We start from the raw sequence: 255 nt of genomic DNA on the forward strand, positions 1-255 counted from the left end.
CCGACGATCTCGCGCAGGCGATCAACCAGGCCTATGCGCGCCAGGACGGCAGCGCCGCGCAGGTGGTCGGCGAAGTCGAAGGCGAAGTCGATCTGTCGCGGCTGATGCAGGACATCCCCGAGGTCGAAGATCTGCTCGAATCGGAAGACGACGCGCCGATCATCCGTATGATCAACGCGCTGCTCACGCAAGCCGCACGCGAGCAGGCATCGGATATTCATATCGAGCCGTTCGAGTATGCGTCGGTGGTGCGTT

General features: G+C 62.7%; 1 protein-coding gene. It reads left to right on the plus strand.

Going from position 1 to position 255, the window contains the following annotated elements; translation table 11 throughout:
* A partial coding sequence (locus tag VSR82_RS40425; RefSeq protein ID WP_498858967.1) for an ATPase, T2SS/T4P/T4SS family occupies window positions 1-255 on the plus strand: 255 nt, incomplete at both ends.

Origin of the sequence: Burkholderia sp. JPY481, assembly GCF_038900515.1 — a bacterium.
Taxonomy (GTDB): domain Bacteria; phylum Pseudomonadota; class Gammaproteobacteria; order Burkholderiales; family Burkholderiaceae; genus Paraburkholderia; species Paraburkholderia youngii.